This window comes from Terriglobia bacterium (assembly GCA_035712365.1).
Lineage (GTDB): Bacteria > Acidobacteriota > Terriglobia > UBA7540 > UBA7540 > SCRD01.
The window spans coordinates 1-18,285 of the sequence record DASTAW010000061.1 but is presented as its reverse complement, the minus strand read 5'-3'; the positions used below and the strand labels follow the sequence as shown (position 1 = coordinate 18,285).

The 18,285-nt window shown below is 58.2% G+C and carries 10 protein-coding genes; 7 read left to right on the top strand and 3 right to left on the bottom strand.

Annotated features, from left to right (window positions below; all coding sequences use genetic code 11):
• Window positions 1-3 precede the first annotated feature (3 nt).
• Both VFQ24_18160 and VFQ24_18155 read left to right on the top strand, forming a co-directional pair.
• Complete coding sequence (locus tag VFQ24_18160) at window positions 4-3,105, top strand: multidrug efflux RND transporter permease subunit (GenBank protein HET9180284.1); 3,102 nt, start codon at window positions 4-6, stop codon at window positions 3,103-3,105.
• Window positions 3,106-3,132: 27 nt separating this feature from the next.
• Window positions 3,133-4,662 (top strand): efflux transporter outer membrane subunit, encoded by a 1,530-nt coding sequence (locus VFQ24_18155; protein ID HET9180283.1) that lies wholly within the window; start codon window positions 3,133-3,135, stop codon window positions 4,660-4,662.
• Between the two features lie 49 nt (window positions 4,663-4,711).
• On the opposite strand, the gene VFQ24_18150 is transcribed toward VFQ24_18155, so the two are convergent.
• Window positions 4,712-4,954: a hypothetical protein gene (locus tag VFQ24_18150; protein HET9180282.1), complete on the bottom strand. Its 243-nt coding sequence runs from the start codon at window positions 4,952-4,954 to the stop codon at window positions 4,712-4,714.
• 325 nt (window positions 4,955-5,279) lie between these two features.
• Between VFQ24_18150 and VFQ24_18145 the strand changes: the two genes are divergently transcribed.
• Window positions 5,280-8,855: a PSD1 and planctomycete cytochrome C domain-containing protein gene (locus tag VFQ24_18145; GenBank protein ID HET9180281.1), complete on the top strand. Its 3,576-nt coding sequence runs from the start codon at window positions 5,280-5,282 to the stop codon at window positions 8,853-8,855.
• Between the two features lie 44 nt (window positions 8,856-8,899).
• Window positions 8,900-10,378 carry a DUF1501 domain-containing protein gene (locus tag VFQ24_18140; GenBank protein ID HET9180280.1) on the top strand — a complete coding sequence of 493 codons (1,479 nt, stop codon included), beginning with the start codon at window positions 8,900-8,902 and terminating at the stop codon, window positions 10,376-10,378.
• Between the two features lie 272 nt (window positions 10,379-10,650).
• Here the strand turns inward: VFQ24_18140 and VFQ24_18135 are convergent, their stop codons facing one another.
• The gene (locus tag VFQ24_18135) at window positions 10,651-12,237 is read right to left on the bottom strand and encodes a glycosyltransferase family 39 protein (GenBank protein HET9180279.1); all 1,587 of its coding nucleotides are present in this window, start codon (window positions 12,235-12,237) and stop codon (window positions 10,651-10,653) included.
• A gap of 227 nt (window positions 12,238-12,464) precedes the next feature.
• Here VFQ24_18135 and VFQ24_18130 point away from each other — a divergent pair, with 227 nt between their 5' ends.
• The gene (locus tag VFQ24_18130) at window positions 12,465-13,202 is read left to right on the top strand and encodes an ISL3 family transposase (protein ID HET9180278.1); all 738 of its coding nucleotides are present in this window, start codon (window positions 12,465-12,467) and stop codon (window positions 13,200-13,202) included.
• A gap of 4 nt (window positions 13,203-13,206) precedes the next feature.
• Window positions 13,207-13,638 carry a transposase gene (locus tag VFQ24_18125; GenBank protein HET9180277.1) on the top strand — a complete coding sequence of 144 codons (432 nt, stop codon included), beginning with the start codon at window positions 13,207-13,209 and terminating at the stop codon, window positions 13,636-13,638.
• Window positions 13,639-13,649: 11 nt separating this feature from the next.
• On the opposite strand, the gene VFQ24_18120 is transcribed toward VFQ24_18125, so the two are convergent.
• Entirely contained in the window at window positions 13,650-15,716 is a 2,067-nt protein-coding gene (locus tag VFQ24_18120) for a beta-N-acetylhexosaminidase (protein ID HET9180276.1), read from the bottom strand.
• A 1,051-nt stretch (window positions 15,717-16,767) separates the two neighbouring features.
• Here VFQ24_18120 and VFQ24_18115 point away from each other — a divergent pair.
• Window positions 16,768-17,901 (top strand): ferritin-like domain-containing protein, encoded by a 1,134-nt coding sequence (locus tag VFQ24_18115; protein ID HET9180275.1) that lies wholly within the window; start codon window positions 16,768-16,770, stop codon window positions 17,899-17,901.
• The last annotated feature ends 384 nt before the right edge of the window (window positions 17,902-18,285 follow it).

Below are 18,285 nucleotides of genomic sequence, written 5' to 3'. Positions count from 1 at the left end.
GCCATGAATATTTCGGAAATCTTTATTCGCAGGCCCATCGCAACCACGCTTTTGACGGCGGCCATTGCTTTGGCTGGCGTGGTGGCGTTTCGCCTGCTGCCGGTTTCGCCGCTGCCCCAGGTCGATTTCCCCACCATTTCTGTGGGAGCAGCGCTGCCGGGGGCCAGTCCGGAGACGATGGCTTCTTCGGTCGCCACGCCTCTCGAGCGGCAGTTCGGACGCATCGCCGGAGTCACGGAGATGACGTCTTCAAGCACTCTCGGAAGGACCGGCGTCACGCTGCAGTTTGATCTGAACCGCAACATTGACGCAGCGGCGCGCGACGTGCAGGCCGCCATCAACGCCGCCCGCGGTTATTTGCCGGCCAATCTGCCCAGCAATCCCTCGTATCGAAAGGTGAATCCAGCCGATGCTCCCATCATGATCATCGCCATGACCTCGACGGTGCTGACCAAAGGTCAGATGTACGATGCGGCGTCTACGATCATGGCACAGAAGCTCTCGCAGTTGGACGGCGTGGGCCAGGTGGTCGTGGGAGGCAGTTCGCTTCCTGCCGTACGGGTCGAGTTGGATGTGCCCACGCTGAACAAGTATGGCATCGGATTTGAACAGGTCCGAGGCGTGTTGGCTGCGGCCAATGCACACATCCCCAAGGGAAACTTTTCAGGCGCGCAACGGACCTGGGAGATCGGCGCAAACGACCAGATTTTCGAGCCCGTTGATTACGAGCCCCTGATCGTTGCCTATCACAATGGGTCCGCGGTGCGTCTATCAGATATAGCCAGAGTGCAGGAATCTGTGGAAGACCTCCGTGGCGCGGGATACGCGAACGGCCATCCCTCGATTCTTCTCATCATCTTTCGTCAGCCCGCGGCGAATATCATCAACACCGTAGACAGTATCAGGGCAGAGCTTCCTCAACTCCAGGCGGAAATTCCACAATCCATCCATCTTCAGGTTGTGATGGACCAGACCATCACCATCCGCGCCTCCGTGCACGACGTCGAAAGGACGCTGATGATTGCCGTGGTCCTGGTGATTCTGGTGGTATTTATCTTCCTCCGCGAACCGCGTTCAACTCTGATCCCCAGCGTCGCCGTGCCGGTGTCACTGCTAGGGACCTTCGGGATGATGTACCTGCTGGGTTACAGCCTCGATAATCTCTCGCTGATGGCCCTGACTATTTCGACTGGTTTCGTGGTGGACGATGCGATCGTCGTGATGGAGAACATCACTCGATATCTGGAACAGGGCGTCCCGCCTTTCCAGGCCGCGTTGAAGGGGGCCCGCGAGGTTGGCTTCACCGTCATCGCCATGAGCACTTCGCTGGTGGCTGTTTTCATACCGCTCCTGCTGATGGGAGGCATCGTAGGCCGTCTCTTTCGGGAATTTGCAGTCTGCCTCTCGATCGCCATCGCCGTCTCCATGCTGATATCGCTCACCACGACTCCCTGCATGTGCGCGCACCTTTTAAGAGTGCACAAGTCCCATGGGTGGCTCTACCAAAAGGGTGAGCAGGCGTTCAACTGGATCGTGGCCCTCTATGGAAAAACGCTCACCGTGGTGCTTCGCCACTCGGCCGCGACGCTGGCCGTCCTGCTGGCGACGATTGGCCTGAACGTCTACCTTTACGTTCATGTGTCGAAGGGATTTTTCCCCCAGCAGGATAACGGCAGGATGGGGGGCGCCATACAGGCCGATCAGGATTCCTCTTTTCAATCCATGAACGACGTCTTGCTGAAGATGATCAAGATTGTCAATGCCGATCCCGCAGTGGAATCCGTCGTGGGCTTTACGGGCGGTTTTGCCGGGGCCAACACCGCCCGGATGTTCATAGAGTTGAAGCCCATGGAAGAGCGTAAAATCACGGCTGACCAGGTGATCGCGCGTCTCCGCCCCAAGCTGGCCCGGGTGCCTGGCGCCACACTCTTCATGCAGGCGTCGCAGGACGTCCGGGTGGGCGGACGTATGGGTAACGCCCAGTATCAGTTCACCATGAGGGGAGACAACGTTCAGGACCTTACAGCCTTTTCACCTCTCATGCTCGCGCAGTTGCGTAAGATCCCGATCATCACAGACGTCAACAGCGACCAGCAGGACCGCGGGCTGCAGGCGATGGTCCAGTACGACCGCACCACTGCCGCGCGATTCGGTATTTCACCCCAATTGATAGACAACACGCTTTACGACGCCTTCGGCCAGCGTCAGGTCTCAACCATGTATACGGGGCTCAACCAGTACCATGTTGTGATGGAAGCGGCGCCTGAGTATTGGCAGGACCCCGAAATCCTGAAGCAGATTTACGTCCGTTCGCCCAGCGGCAATCAGGTCCCTCTGAGCGCCTTCGCCCATTTTGCTTCGCAGACGGCGCCGCTGGCAGTCGCCCACCAGGGGCTCTTTCCGGCCGTTACCATCTCCTTCAACCTTCGTCCGGGAGTCGCTTTGGGCGATGCCGTGAACGCCATCAACGCTGCAGCATTCAAGATTGGCCTTCCTGAAACCATCCATACCGGTTTTGCGGGCACAGCCCAGGCCTACCAGCAATCACTGGGCAGTGAACCCCTGCTGATTGCTGCGGCGCTCATGGCGGTGTATCTTGTTCTGGGCATTCTGTACGAGAGCTATATCCACCCTGTTACCATTCTCTCCACGCTTCCATCCGCTGGCGTGGGGGCGCTGCTGGCCCTGATGCTGACGCGGACCGATCTGACCGTCATCGCCATTATCGGGATCATTTTGCTGATCGGGATCGTCAAAAAGAACGCCATCCTGATGATCGACTTCGCTCTGGCTGCGGAGCGCACGGAAGGCAAGAATTCGCGTGACTCCATCTACGAGGCGTGCCTGCTGCGCTTTCGTCCCATCATGATGACCACCATGGCGGCGATTTTCGGCGCTACACCTCTCGCTTTCGGCACAGGGACCGGGTCGGAATTTCGCCGCCCGTTGGGGATTGCAATCATCGGCGGTCTTATCCTCAGCCAGCTTCTGACCCTTTATACAACCCCGGTTGTGTACCTCTACTTTGATCGCTTGCAGCACTGGTGGAACCGCGTCCGTGGGCGAGAGGCCGCCGGGCCTGAACCCGTGCCTTCGGGAGTTTGAAATGGCTATGAAGGAGGGCGTGAATTGATGCGTGGCACCTCTTCGAATTGGAAGGGCCGGAGTGTGCTGCAATTTCGCCGTTCCAGACTGCGCCTGCTGCTCGTTCTCACCGGGCCGGTACTCCTTTCGACCGCTTGCATGGTCGGCCCGAAATATCAGCGACCAACGGCCCCCGTTCCCAGCGCATACAAAGAACAACCGCCGCCCTCCGCGCCGCAGGCCTTGAATTGGAACCCTGCGCAACCGAACGATGGCGCCGCAAGGGGAAATTGGTGGGAGATTTTCAATGATTCGCAGTTGAACGCGCTGGAAGCACAGGTCAATATTTCCAACCAGAACATTCTTGCGGCGGAAGCGCAGTTCCGTGCCGCCGGGGATGCCGTGCGCATCGCCCGTTCGGGCCTGTTCCCGACAGCAACCGCGAACGTGATTTATACGAATTCACGGTCATCCTCGACTTTGTTCAACGTCACGGCCGGCAACCTGACCTCCGGACAACGGACCATTTACAATCTGCCCGTGGATATTTCATATCAGGCGGATTTGTGGGGCAGCATCCGGCGCAGCGTGCGAGGCAGCGCGGAGTCCGCCCAGGCGACGGCGGCGCAACTGGAGAATGTCCGCCTCGTCTTCCAGGCAGCTCTGGCCCAGGACTTCTTTGAGCTGCACGGTGTGGACGGCGAGCGAGCGCTGCTTGAACAGACGGTCAATTCGTATCAACAGTACCTTCAATTGACCAAAGACCGGCAGGCAAGCGGAGTCGCATCGGGCGGCGATGTCGCCCAGGCTGAAACACAACTGAAGACCGCGCAGGCACAACTGATCGATTTGGGTGTAGCGCGCGCGCAGTTTGAACACGCCATCGCCATCCTGACGGGAAAGCCGCCAGCCGAGGTGACAGTCGCCGCCCAGCCGATCACAGCCCAGCCACCCGAAATTCCTGCTGGAATTCCTTCTGATCTTCTGCAGCGGCGTCCGGATATCGCTGCTGCGGAGCGACAGATGGCCGCCGTTAACGAGCAGATCGGGATCGCCAAAGCCGCATTTTTCCCCTCCCTGCTGCTGACGGGGTCCGTCGGCTTGGAAAGTGGCAGCATTGCCGATTGGTTCACCTGGCCCAGTCACATCTGGTCCGTCGGCCCGCAGGTGGCTGAAACCATCTTTGATGCAGGCCGCCGCCGCGCGCAGTCAGATCTCGCGCGTTCCGATTTCGATGTCTCTGTGGCCAACTACCGTCAGACCGTCTTGACAGCCTTCCAACAGGTGGAAGACAACCTGGCGGCGCTGCGGATTCTCGCTGATGAAACCCGCGCCGAAGATGATGCCATCAAAGCGGCCCAGGAATCGCTCGATGTTGCAACCTACCAGTACAAGGCCGGCACAACCAGCTACCTGCAGGTGATTACGGCCCAGACCTTTGTCCTCCAGAATAAACTTACCTCTGTGAATGTTCACACCCGCCGCATGGCTGCCAGCGTTCTTCTCATCGAAGCTCTGGGAGGCGGCTGGAACGCATCATCCCTGCCGACGATCCAACAACTGACGCGTAAGAGATAAAACATGGAGCGGCCCAGGTTCAGGACGGGCGGCCTGATCGAGTCATGTGTTACATCTTCACCTGTTGCACTGCGTTCCGGCGCAGATACCAGCACGGTGGGTAGCCGAAGTGGGGAAATAATGAACGGAGACAAGTCTGGTCGGCCGGAGGCTCGAAAAAATATTCCGGCTTGCCATTTTTCATCGTGACCGCGTAGGACCGCCGCACCTGCACAACTCCGTAAGGATCAAGCTTCTTTGCAACGCGGACCCGAGCGACCGAATAGTCTCCTGCATATACAACTGCCACCAAGGCTGCCGCACCGACCAGGACGTGCCTCACATGCCGCAAGAAACGGCTCAGCGGGGTGCTTTGATGTTTGGTTGTCTGCCCGAATCCGCTCACTTGAAGATCCGTCCTTGTTCCGGCGTTGATCGATCCACCCTCCAGCTCGAAGTGGCATCGGCGATTATTACGGCCGGCAGTCAACGAGCAGGGCTATTCAGTTTCAAATATTTCCATTGTAACCCGCGCGAAGTTGGCGTATAAATCGATCAAGAGTAGGGCGTCAAGTTTCTTCTCAAGTTTGACGAAGGGGCAGGTAACCGAATTTACCTTTTCCAAGGGGCAGGGCTGCATGGGATCCGGGCACAAGGGATTGCGGTCGGGCCAGACTGTTGTAACTGTCAAATGCGGCCTCTTCCTATTGCTTCTGATATTTCTCGCCGGCTTGGTGAAGGCGCAGAAGCTGACGACCAGCGATAATGGATCTGCTGGTCCTCCCCAGGCCAGTGCAAAGACCGCTCCTCGATCGACCAAAGCGAGTTCCTCTGCCGCTCCCAACTTCGGCCGTGACATTGAACCCGTCTTTCTGGCCTCCTGCGGCAACTGCCACGCGGGCAACCAGGCACAGGGTCATCTGCGGCTGGATTCGGTCGCGGCCATCCTAAAGGGCGGTGTCTCCGGCGCTGCAATTGTTCCCGGTCACAGCCAGGACAGCCTTCTTGTCAGGCGGTTGCTCGGGCTGGGAGACGGACCGCGTATGCCGATGGCAGCGAGTCCGCTCGAGCCCCGTAATATCAATCTGATTCGGGCCTGGATCGATTACGCGTCCTTCAAAGGAATCGAGTTGGGAGCTCAGTCGGCAGCTCCTGCGCCGAAGTCTTCGCATCAGCAATCCACGGCTGCGTCGCCGTTATTCGCTGCGAAGATTCGTCCCGTTCTTGCCGCGCGCTGCTACCAGTGCCACGGCCCGGAAATTCATCAAAACGGATTACGCCTGGATTCGCTTGCCGCGATTCTGAAGGGCAGCGAGAACGGCAAGGTTGTCGTCCCAGGCAACAGTGGCGACAGCCGCATTATTCGGCGATTGGCTGGGCTTGAACGCCCCCAAATGCCGTACGGCGGCCCGCCGCTCACCGACGCGCAGATCAAAATGGTCCGCCAATGGATCGATATGGGTGCGCCGGGTCCGGATTCGACGACTGCCATTGCGCAAGCCACGCAGCCGCTCAAGCATTGGGCGTACATCAAGCCGGTGCGGCCCGACTTGCCAAAAGTGAAAAACTCTGCCTGGTGCCGCAATCCCATTGACTACTTTGTTCTGGCCCGTCTCGAAAAGGATGGCGCCCACCCTTCGCCCGAAGCGGACAAAGCCACTCTGCTTCGGCGCGTTTACCTTGATCTGATCGGACTGCCGCCCACCATTAAAGAAACGGACGAATTCATGGCGGATCAGAGTCCCAGCGCCTACGAGAAGCTTGTGGATAAGCTTCTTGCCTCGCCGCATTACGGTGAGCGCTGGGCCCGGCCCTGGCTTGACCTCTCCCGCTATGCGGACTCAAACGGCTACGAAAAAGACAACCCGCGCGTGGCGTGGGAATACCGCGACTGGCTCATCAAAGCGCTCAATGACGACATGTCGTTCAAGGAATTTACCATTGAGCAGATCGCGGGCGACATGCTGCCCAACCCAACGAATGACCAATTGATTGCCACCGGCTTCAACCGAAACACCTTGTTGAACCAGGAAGGCGGCGTGGACAAACTTGAGCAGCGATTCTATACGCTGGTGGACCGGGTCAACACCACGGCGGAGGTATGGCTCGGCACCACGCTCGGATGCGCCGAATGCCACAACCACAAGTTCGATCCTTTCCCTCAAAAAGACTATTACCGCATGATGGCGTTCTTCGACAGCAACGCGAATTACAAGATTCTGGATTTGGGGCAGGGAGAAGGTTATGTCTGGGAGCCTGATCTTGAGCTGCCCACGCCGGAGCAGGCGGTCAAAGCAAAGCAGCTTCGGACGGACATCGCCGGGCTGAAGCAAACGCTCGCCACCGAAACTCCTGCGCGCGAATCCGAACAGGAAAAGTGGGAAGCCGAAATGAAGCGCGCCGTGAAGGAATGGACGCCGCTCAAACCCAGCCATTATGTATCCGAGGAAGGGGCCGAGCTCAAGCTGCTGGACGATGGGTCGATTTTGGCCGGCGGCAAAAATCCTTTCGCGGACACTTACGATATCGAAGCAGAAACCAAATCCCAGGCAATCACGGGGATACGCATCGAGGTCCTTGCAGATCCAAGCCTTCCGAAAGGAGGACCCGGCCGCGACCTGGACGGCAACTTTTTTTTGAGCGGATTCGAGGTGGAAGCATCGCCGGCCGACAAATCTGGCCCTGCCCAGAAGATCGTTTTCAAGCAAGCCGTTGATAACGAATCGGAGTCCGGCTACAGCGCCCGAAACCTGGTTAAGAAAGATAAGGATTTGAAGGGATGGTCGATTGACTCGACGCCTTCACCTGTCCCGATTGTCCGCGAGGCCGTCCTGGTCCCGGAAAAACCCTTCGGATTTCCTGCAGGGACAAAGTTGACGATTCGTTTGACACACGGTATGCGCCACACCACCCGCAACATCGGGCGGTTCAGGCTTTCCGTCACAACCAGCCAGAACCCAGCCGCGATCACTCAGGTGCCGGCCAGGATGGTCCCGGTGCTCGATAAGCCGTCCTCCGAGCGCAGCGAGAAGGAGAAGGGTGACCTTGCCGCAGTCTTCCGATCGATCGCACCCTCGCTTCAGCCGGCGCGCGACCAGGTGGCCAAGCTTGAGAAATCGGTTGAGGACCTGGGTATTGTGACCGCGCTCGTGATGGGCGAGCAGGGCTCCTTCGAGCGGCCCAGCACCTACGTTCGCATTCGAGGGACATTCTCCAGCCTGAGTGACAAAGTGTTCGCGGGAGTGCCATCGGCCCTGAATCCGCTGCCTTCAGACGCCATGCCAAACCGGTTGGGCCTGGCCGAATGGCTGGTGAGCGACGACAATCCGCTTACCGCGCGCGTCACGGTGAACCACTACTGGCAGGAAATCTTCGGCCAGGGCATCGTTGAGACCTCGGAAGATTTCGGCACGCAGGGCGATCCGCCCACTCATCCGGAATTGCTGGACTGGCTGGCTACCGAGTTCATGCAGAACAACTGGAGCATGAAGCACATCATCCGGCTGATCGTCGCCTCGGCCACTTACCGGCAATCATCGCGCGCCACTCCGCAGATGATCGAGTACGACCCATACGATAAGCTGCTGGAACGCGGGCCGCGGTTCCGCGTGGAAGCTGAGATGGTGCGCGACATCGCGCTTTCTGCTGCCGGCCTGCTCAGTCCCAGGGTCGGCGGGCCGAGTGTAATGCCTTATCAGCCGCCCGGCATCTGGGACCGTCCTTACAGCGATGCGAAATGGGTTGAAAGCATAGACGGAGACCAGTACCGCCGCGGTATCTATATTTTCATCCGGCGTACCGCGCCCTACCCCAGCCTGACAACCTTCGATGTGCCCAGCCGCGAATTCTGCACCGTGCGGAGGGTCCGCACCAACACGCCACTCCAGGCGCTGACCACCCTCAATGATCCGGTTTACTTTGAGGCGGCCAAAGCTTTGGCGCGGCGGATGATGGAAGACGCCGGCCCTGGCCCCGCGGCGCGCGTTACATATGGCTTTCGGCGGGCGGTGACACGGAGGCCGGCCAGCCAGGAACTGGACCGCATCGTGGCCTATTACCAGGCCGAGCTCGGCCATTACCAGAAAGACCTGAAGGCGGCAGGGGACGTTATCAAGGGGTATGGTGATTCAAAGCTCGACCCGGCTGAGCAGGCGGCATGGACGATGGTGGCCAACGTGCTCCTGAACCTGGACGAAACTATTACGAAGGAATAATCACGGAAGCCACGACAGGGAATTTTGATAATGGCAGGTCAGCTATGAAGGAAAATCATTTGAACTCATTTGATGACGCAATACGCGCTGTAACGCGGCGGCACTTCTTTCGGCAGGCAGGATTTGGCATCGGAGCGGCGGCGTTGACGGGACTGCTCAATTCCTCCCTGCTGGCCGGCGGCCTGGATTTTTCTCCCGGAAAAGCGGCAGACCCGCTGGCGCCGAGGCCGCCCATGTTTCCGGCGAAGGCTAAAAGCATCATCTATCTCTTTATGGCCGGCGCTCCATCGCAGGTTGACCTGCTGGACTACAAGCCCAAACTTCAGGAACTCGATGGCGAGCATGTTCCCGATTCGCTGATGCAGGGTGAGAAGTTCGCGTTCATCAAGGGAAAACCGCGGCTGCTGGGCTCGCCCTACGAATTCAAGAAGTGGGGAAAGTCGGGACAGGAAATCTCAGAGCTCTTTCCTTACCTCGGTGAGATCGCCGATGACATCACCATCGTTAAATCAATCCATACCACACAGTTTAATCATGCCCCGGCGCAAATCTTTATGAACACCGGTTTCCAGATAGTCGGCCGGCCGAGCATGGGCGCCTGGATGACCTACGGCCTGGGCACTGAAGCGCAAGACCTTCCCGGCTTCGTCGTATTGACCTCCGGCGAGAATGAGCCCGACGGCGGCAAGGCCTGCTGGGGCAGCGGCTTTCTACCCACCGTATACCAGGGGGTGCAGTTCCGGTCACAGGGCGACGCGGTGCTTTTCCTGACCAATCCCGACGGCGTCAGCCCTGAAGTGCGGCGGCAGTCGCTCGACGCCATCAAGGACCTGAACGAACTGCACCTGAAAAGCATGGGCGACCCGGAGATCGTCACGCGAATTCACTCCTACGAAATGGCCTATCGCATGCAATCGAGTGTCCCCGATCTGATGGACATCAGCAAGGAGCCGCAGCAAATTCAGGAAATGTACGGCACCAAACCCGGGCAGGCGTCATTCGCCAACAACTGCCTGCTGGCGCGGCGGCTCGTCGAGCGCGGCGTGCGGTTTGTCCAGCTCTATCACCGCGGCTGGGACAACCACGGGACCTCTTCGCACGATGACATCATCAACCGCCTGCCGCAGCTCTGCCGCGAGACGGACCGCGCCGCGACGGCATTGATCAAAGACCTGAAGCAGCGCGGATTGCTCGATTCCACGGTTGTGGTGTGGGGCGGAGAATTTGGGCGCACGCCGATGAATGAGGGCCGCAACAACTCCAAGTTCCTGGGCCGCGACCACCATCCGCGCGCCTTTTCCATATGGGTTGCGGGCGGCGGATTCAAAGGCGGCACGACCCTCGGCGAAACCGATGAGCTGGGTTACAATCCCATCGCCGATCCTATCGATGTCCACGACTTGCACGCGACGATTCTTCACCTGATGGGCATCGACCACACCAAACTCACCTACCGCTTCCAGGGCCGTGACTTCCGCCTGACGGATGTGGCCGGCAACGTTGTTAACAAGCTGCTGGCTTAGTCGGGGTCACCGATTTTCTGTTGAGGTTTTACCCAAACGGTCCCTACCGAGGATTACAAAATATGGTGACAAGATCGTTTGTAGCGCCGCCGTCCCGGCGGCAATTTTCAGGGCCGGTCCCGCTTGGCGGGATCGGCCCTAGGGAAGTCCGTCACTCTATTATGCAATCCTCATTAATTGGGGGAATTCCGGCTTTTTAGTGGGAAGCGAACTGGGGCTTTGCCCCGCACTCCCAGGATTTAACGCTTTGATGCCTTCCCGATGAGGGCTCTTCAGTCCCAGTGCTTCAGCTGCGGCCACAATTCCTTCAACGGCTGCTTGAGCCCTCGGCAATAGAACACGCCGGAATGCTCGTACGGCATCGAGTATGGGTGGTACACGCTCGCGACCTTCTGCACGCTCGCAAACAGTTGCTCGAGGCGCTCTTGGCTATCATCCATGACGATCATACTTTCGCCCGTGTAATCGCGCGGTCCCCACAGGAAATAGCTTTGGTGACCGCTGATCGCCCACGGCAATCCATATTTCGGCCCGAAGAGATCGATCGCGCCGGCTTGGCCATAGTTCTGGGCAAAGATCGCCGTCTTCGCTCGAACATCCGGCGGCAAACTGTTGTAAACACGCGCCACCGTCGCGACCATTTCCGGCCAGCCAAACTCGCTCGCATAAAGCTGCGGCAAGGGGCCCAGCTTGTGCGTCTCACTTGCAGGCGACGAGAGGTGCAACGCGCGCGTGTAGCGAATGTACGTTTCGACCGGCAGCACCGGCGTGGCAAGCGGCGCAAGAATCGCGCCCGCCGCGATCATCAGTGCCGGGTAGGCCACTCGCACCCACCTTCGCGGCCGCGCCTCCAGCCACATTTCCCACAGGACGCTGCCGGCGGCAAACACCAGCGGAAAGGCGGGAAAGAGGTAATACACGCGCGGACTCATCGTAACAATCACGCCCGCCGTAAACACCCAGGCCCAGCCCAGCGCGCGAAATCTCTTCCCTTGCTCCGCGAACAAGAAAAACCACAGGCCTGCCAGCCACACGGGCGCGGTCAACGGGTTCATCGCACCAATTTCCTGGCCGAAGAAACTGAAGAAGCCCAACGGCACGTCCCGCCCGCTGCGTCGAATGTTGGCCTGCAATTCGAGAAATGGAAAGTGGTGCCGAACATTCCACCAGAGATTCGGCGCAAAAATCACAAACGCGACCACCCCACCAATCCATAACCACCGATTCGCGAGCAGCTTCCGTTGGTTCGTGAGCAGTAGTCCGAGGACAATCCCAGCGCCGAAGATCATCATCGAGTACTTGTTCTCGAGACCGATGCCCGCGACCACGCCGAACCAAATCCACAGCCCCTCATTTCCCGTTTTGATGATGCGAATCACGAGATACGCGCAGGTCATCCAGAACAGTGGCTCGAACGCATTCATCGTGAAGATGCTGTTCAACCCGAGAATGCCGGGCGCAGTGAGCGTGGTAATCGCCGCAAGTACCTGCGCGAAGCGCCCCCCACCGAGTTCGCGCGCAATCAGCGCGGTTAGCACAACCTCCACCGACCCAGCGAGCGCCGGCAAAAATCGAATCGCGAGCAGCGACTGACCCAGCGTATGCCGCACCGCCCAGGCAATCATCGCGATCAGCGGCGGCTGATCGACATAGCCCCAAGCGAGATGACGGCTGCAGGCCAGGTAGTACAACTCGTCACCGAGGTACCCATACCTGTGTCCCGAGTACAAATGCACCACCAGCTTGCATGCGGCAATCAGGAGTACAATCGTGGTCGCGCCCAGCATCGGAAACGGGTGCCTTTCGTCACGGCTCTCTACCGTGCCACCCGCCATTTGCGGCTGCGACTCCGCCATCATCCTCGCTTGCTCCAGATTGCCAGCGTATCGGCCTTGGATCTTCCTCTGGGCACGACCCCAAGAGGAAGGCCCAGTATAGCAGGATGGACGCAGGCTTCCGAGCGCACCTGGCTGGGGCAGATGGACTGTGGATCCCGCCGGTCCGTGGCAACATCTCTGTATGTATGCAAGATCACGAACTGTACCGACGCATCCTAGGCATTGAAGCTCCCTGGCAGGTGGAGCGCGTGGAACTACAACTGAAACAGGGAGAGGTGCACGTTTATCTCACCCATCAAGCAAATCTAGAGTGGGCGTGTGCCGAATGCGGCAGACCCAGCCCGCTCTATGATCATCAAGCAGAGCGGCAATGGCGCCATCTGGATACCTGCCAGTATCAGACCATTCTGCATGCCGCGCCGCCGCGCAGCCAATGTCCCGAGCATGGGATACGGGTGGTGCAGCTGCCGTGGGCGGAGGCGGGCAGCCATTTCACCGCGCTGTTTGAGGGACTGGCGATTGCATGGCTGAAACACGCGAGCCGGAAGGCGGTGGGGGAACAATTGCGGCTGGCCTGGGACGAGATTCACGGCATTATGGAGCGGGCCGTCAAGCGCGGTTTAGCACGGCGGCAGGCAGAAGAGATGCCGCAGTTGGGAGTGGATGAAAAGGCTTTCCGCAAAGGACGCAAGTACCTGACACGGGTCAATGACCTGGAGCACAATCGCGTGCTGTATGTGGCCGAGGATCGAGAGCAGAAGAGTTTGGACGGATTTTGGTCGACGATTACGGCTGAGCCGCGAGCCAGCATTCAAGCCGTGGCCATGGACATGTGGGACTCGTATATCAGCTCCGTGCTCGATCATGTAGAAGACGGCGAAAAGAAGATTGTGTTCGATAAATTTCACATCGCCAAGCATCTGGGAGAAGCGGTGGATCGAGTGCGGCGCCGCAAACACAAGGACCTAAACGCGGAGGGGGGATGAGCGGTTGAAGGGAACCAAATACGACTGGCTGCGAGATCCTGCGAGGATGGATCAGGAGCAGCGGCGAGAATTTGCGAAGTTGAAGCAAAGCGATTTGAAGACGGCGCGGGCTTGGGCGCTGAAGGAAACCGCCATGGCGCTGTACAACTACGTGTATGAGAAGCGGGCTCGCAAACATTTTCAGTGGTGGTATCAGTGGGCGGTGCGTAGCCGACTGCAGCCCATGAAGGACGTGGCCGCCATGTTGAAGCGCCGCTTCGAGAACATCATTACCTACTTGCGGCATCAGATCACGAATGCTGCCAGCGAATCCATCAACGCCAAAATCCAGTGGGTAAAATACACAGCGCGAGGATTCCGCAATAAACAGAACTTCATTAATGCGATTTACTTCCACTGCGGAGGTCTGGAATTGGCACCTTCACCCACTAAGTAGCCAGAAGCGCCTTAATTTGAGGAACTGTCGGACTGGACCAGCGGCGGAAGCTTGTGCGTGGTGCGGAAGGCCATTCCGATCTCGCGCATGCGGTCCGCCAGGTCCCGCCAGCGATCGTATTCAGCGTCGTACCGGTTCAAGATGTTATTCAGATAATAGGGCCGGTTTTCCCCCTGCCAGAGCTTTTCATACTCCGCGCGAAGCAGAGACGTCCGATGCATCATGTCCTGCATGGGCTGGCTGATCTGGCGTAAGCTGCGAAACCCCTGGGTTCGATCTCCAGTATTCGCCTGGGCCTCTGCATAGCGGTCGGTGATTTCCTTTGAGTAGATTGCCTTCTGTCCCAGGAAATCGAACCTCCGCGCGGAGAATTCCACATAGTTCAGCAGGTCGGAATTGCGGCGCGCTTCCGCGCGATGCTCGCGGACGCTCGAGATCACGTTTTCCGCCAGCATGCGGATCTGATGGGCAGTCGGTTGCCACCCGGCATAGAATTTCTGGCCCTGCGGGCTCATCGCATCGATCCATGTCAGGCTGTCGTTGCCATCCCGGTGGATAGCGCTCTGCAGCGCCTCATGGATCTGCGTCAGCGTGTTGACTTCGTTTGAAAAGTCGTGGCCGTCGGCCCGATAGAAAGCCCAGTCCCAGGCGTTTGAGAACTGCTGGTCGTCCACGGTGGTCTGCCAGCTCTGAGCGGCGCCGTAGGCAAGGCCATACCAGGTGAAGTTCACCATGCCCTCTCCGTCATCCATCCACGTGGTATTGAGGACCCCTGTGGCGCCCAGATTTTTTCCGTCCGTTACAAATTGCCGGATGTTGGGCAAAGCCTCGGCATAATCCGGGAAGATTCGGCTCCAGTTGCTCACGCCCGGCGCGACCCATGTTTCAAGGCCGACATCGCGAAAGGGCTTGATCTGGTTTGCATAGGACTTGCGGGGTGAATAATCCCAGGGCACGGCGATCATGTCTTTGGGCAGATCTTTCAAGTCCTCCGGATGGCGGACGCCCATATCGCCCCAGAAAAGAACTTTGCGGTGATAGGGTTTGAGCACGTCATCAATCTTGCGCAGATAATCCACGTACACCTTCGAGTAACCTTCTTTGTCCACAAGGTCCTTGGTGCGCCCCTGGCCGAGTTCGTAAGTCTCATCGGCTCCAATGTGGAAAAAAGGCCCCGGGAAATACTGGTTGAGGTCGGCAAACATCTTGCCAATGAACTGGTAAGACTCCGGGACTATCGGTGACAACACCGTGCCGTAGGGAAGCTCGGCCATGTTCTGGAACTCTTCGTTTTCCAGCAGCAGATGCAGATGCCCGAATGATTCCTGTTCAGGCAGAACGATCATGTGGCGTTGCTTTGCATAGGCGACCAATTCGGTTGCCTCCTGCGGCGTGAGCGCCCCGCCCGGTTCTCCGGCCAGCGGCAGACTTGGGTAGTCAAACATATTTTCCAGGTAAGGCGAGTAGAGGTTGATCTTGTACTGAGCGAGAAGATCAATTTCACGTTTCATGGAAGTGAGAGTTGGGAACGGACCGCGGCTGATGTCGATGCTCACTCCCCGCCAGCGCATGGCAGGCCAGTCGCTGATCGTTATGGCGGGGCATTGCGCGGAGCCGGCGCCCTCACCCGGATGGAACAACTGGCGCAACGTCTGGACGCCGTAAAACACGCCGGCTGCGCTCTTGGCCACAACGTCGGCCTCGCGGTCCGTCACCGAGATCACGTAGCCTTCCTCATCGGCCTGCGAAGGAAACTTTACTCCCGCGCGTTCAAGGATGCGGGCCCCTTCGCGGGATTCGGTGCGCGCCAGAACGATGCGCGGCGACCCCGAGGCGCGGTCCGAGACGGTGGCTTCGACACCGTCAATGGACTTCAAATCGTCCGCGAGCAGCGTGGCGGCAAAGCGGTCGTCAGCATCGTTGCTGCTGGCATCGATAACCACGCTATTCGTGATAGTAAATTCTCCGGTATTCGCGGAGACTTGCTGCGGGTAAGGAGAAAGCGGCAGTTCGGCCGCGACAAGCGGCCAGCAGCCAAAGCACAGCGCAAGTAAGACGATAAAGCGGCGGATGATCAAGGTAGTCCCCTCCGATGGATTTATCCCGGCTTCCAAAATTCTTTCCGGCAAGACCGACAAACATACACCCAGCCGCTACCCGAATGCAAATGGGAGCCTTCGGTGTCCAGAGGTGCCGCGGCCCATAACGTTCCTGTAGCAATCCGGCCTCGATTGCGCGGCCTCGATGCAGCGGATCATCGTGACCCTGCAAATTCTACCCGCTGTGCCAGAAGTACACACAATTTTTAAAACCTTCGCTTTTGCGGTTTAACGCTGAAATCAATGTATTTATTATCAACAAGTTACAAAATTTAGAATTTCTGGAAGGAAAATCCCATGCGTCCCATTTTGGCCACTCCGGTCGGTTGATAGCCTATCAAAGGAGGCCATCAAGAGCCGCGAAGAGCTTTGAATCCCACCGGCGATTTCGACGTCTGGAATCTCCGGGCTACCGGGTTCTCGAGCGCTCGACGGCGAGCGGCGACGGACAACGAGGATGGCGCCGTGCGCATCATTCTGATCCCGCAAGGTGGAGAATAATCTGCTGTGTTCTTTTTGGCGCAGCGCTGCTGCATACCTCGCGCTACCTGAGTTTCTTGCGATATGCCGGTCCGATCATTGTCGTTCAACTCATGGCTTTCTCGGTGCTTTTGCGCCGTGAAGGGCTTCAACACAGATGACACCGAGGCTCTCCTTGCATGCGCTCTGGGTTCGAGCGTTTAACCACAGAGGCCACAGAGAAGAAACCGGCTCAGCTTCGCCGATGGCAGATATTAAAAGTCAACGTTGCGCCACCCGCCCCGCGGCCAAAGAGCCGCAGAATCTGAAGCCCACAGACGCTGCGAGAGTCCAGTAAATTTTTCGTTGGGGTCCCAATGTAGCAGAGCACTCGTGACGGTGCTGGATGCGGTAAACCGTTTCCTCGGACAAAGCCCTAGTACGTTCGCCTGCCGCCCCCTTGTATGGAGCCCGGTTCATCGCTCGCCAAGACATAAACATTTCACAATCTGTGCACATCTCCATGACATTTTTTTTCTTGCGAAGATGAAAGACTTATGGAGGAGGTTTTATGCGAAACACTCTGAATGCAAGAAGGACATCAATAAGCCGGCGCTCGTTCTTTAGGAAAGGACTGGCGGTCGCCGGTATGGCAACCACAGCAAGCCTTCTGCCCCGAAGCTCATCGTTCGCGCAAGGGGGCCCGGAAGAAAAAAGCGGTCAACTCACTCCAGGAGATGCTTCAATCTTGAGATTCCTGGCTGCGGCCGAGATTCTCGAGACAGACTTTTGGGTTCAATATAACGAACTCGGAGGCATCCAGGACAACGAGGTCCCCGGGGGGAGCGGGAACCAAGCCTATACCTCTGCATTAACCGTGCTGGACACGGACATGGCGCAATACATTCACGATAACACCGAAGACGAGTTCACTCATCAAAACTTCCTCAACGCTTACTTAGTATCCAAGGGTGCGGATCCCGTGAATCTCGATCGTTTCAAGACTTTGCAGGGCAGCTTAGCGACGGGATCCAGCAAAACGTTGCGCATAACCAACCTGACTCAACTCACTGTTGACACCAGTTGGTGGACCCGGTACCGCAGCCGCACCAAGAATCCCGATTTCGGTGACACATTCCCGCAAGCGATTCCAACCCTGGCGGTGGGGACGCATACGGCCATTCCGAGGACGGATGATGATACGGCTGATGCCAACTTCCTTCAGGCCATCGCCAACACCGCGGCCTTCCACTTCCCGACTATTGAACAAGGCGGCACCAGCCTCTACCCTTCGCTGGCCCAGCGTGTAACAGACCCGGAGGTTTTGCGGATTGTGCTCAGCATCGGCCCCACCGAAACAGCGCATTTTCAGACCTGGCACGATAAAGCTGGCAATGCGCCTCAGGTCACGGCAGTGGATCCAGTGACCCATGTGTCCGTCACCTTTCCAGACCTGAATTCTCCGCCATTCGGCGGCGAAGATTTCCAAACCAATCTCATCATGCCTGAGCCATGCCCCTTCATCAGCCGGTCTCTTCCCGTCTGTTCGATCATTCGCCCCACGGAGACGGCAGGAGTGGCGATGGGGGTGGCGAGGTTCTTGACCGATATGGGGCTTTTCCGCGGCCAGTCCCAGGAGTTTTTCGCTACTCTGTCCGACTTGGCAGAGGACGCGGATAAAGCCGGAAGACGAGGAAATCAGTAATAGTCAATCTGTCCAAGAATCGGCTTGGCTAAATAAATGGTCAAGACGGGTCGCGCATACGTTCCGCGGTCTGGAATCTATGCGATCACAGGACTGACGGGTCGCGCATGCGTCGCTGCTTTTGCAACGTATGCGGACGCCCAATTTCCACGCCACCGGTAGCGCAGAGTATTGCCTGTTTGAAATTTTGCGGCTTTTTGCTGGGTACCCAATCAAGAGCCGCAGAGTCTCGACAGCACAGCCTCTGCGCTTGTATCTTGATGCCGGGCTGGTAAAAATCTCTGAGGCCAAGGGCTTGTTCTGGCGGGAAGGCCGATCTGCGCTGAGGCCCGGCGATGTGCCGCGAGCCTGTTGGGTAGATAGGCCCCCCGCCCTCTTCTCCCA